General features: G+C 25.5%; 1 protein-coding gene. It reads left to right on the top strand.

Annotated features, from left to right (window positions below; genetic code table 11):
* Positions 1-273: nitroreductase family protein (locus G3997_RS02755; RefSeq protein WP_296647725.1), on the top strand; the 273-nt coding region annotated here is incomplete at both ends.

Below are 273 nucleotides of genomic sequence, written 5' to 3'. Positions count from 1 at the left end.
TGTATAAAATGCGGTCACTGTATTGCAATATGCCCAACTAAAGCAGTTTCTACAAATCATTATAAYATGGATGATGTTATTGAATATAATAAGGAAGATTTTACAGTTGATGCTGATAATTTATTAAATTTTATAAAATTTAGAAGAAGTGTTAGAAGTTTTAARAATAAGAAAGTTGAAAAAGAAAAAATAGAAAAAATAATAGAAGCTGGTAGATTTACTCAAACAGCAACTAACAGCCAAGATGTAGAATATATAGTTGTTACAGAAAAA

Origin of the sequence: Romboutsia sp. 13368, assembly GCF_018336475.1 — a bacterium.
Classification (GTDB): Bacteria; Bacillota; Clostridia; order Peptostreptococcales; family Peptostreptococcaceae; genus Romboutsia.
Note: the sequence above shows the minus strand (reverse complement) of the source record. Positions and strands in the feature narration are given on the sequence as shown.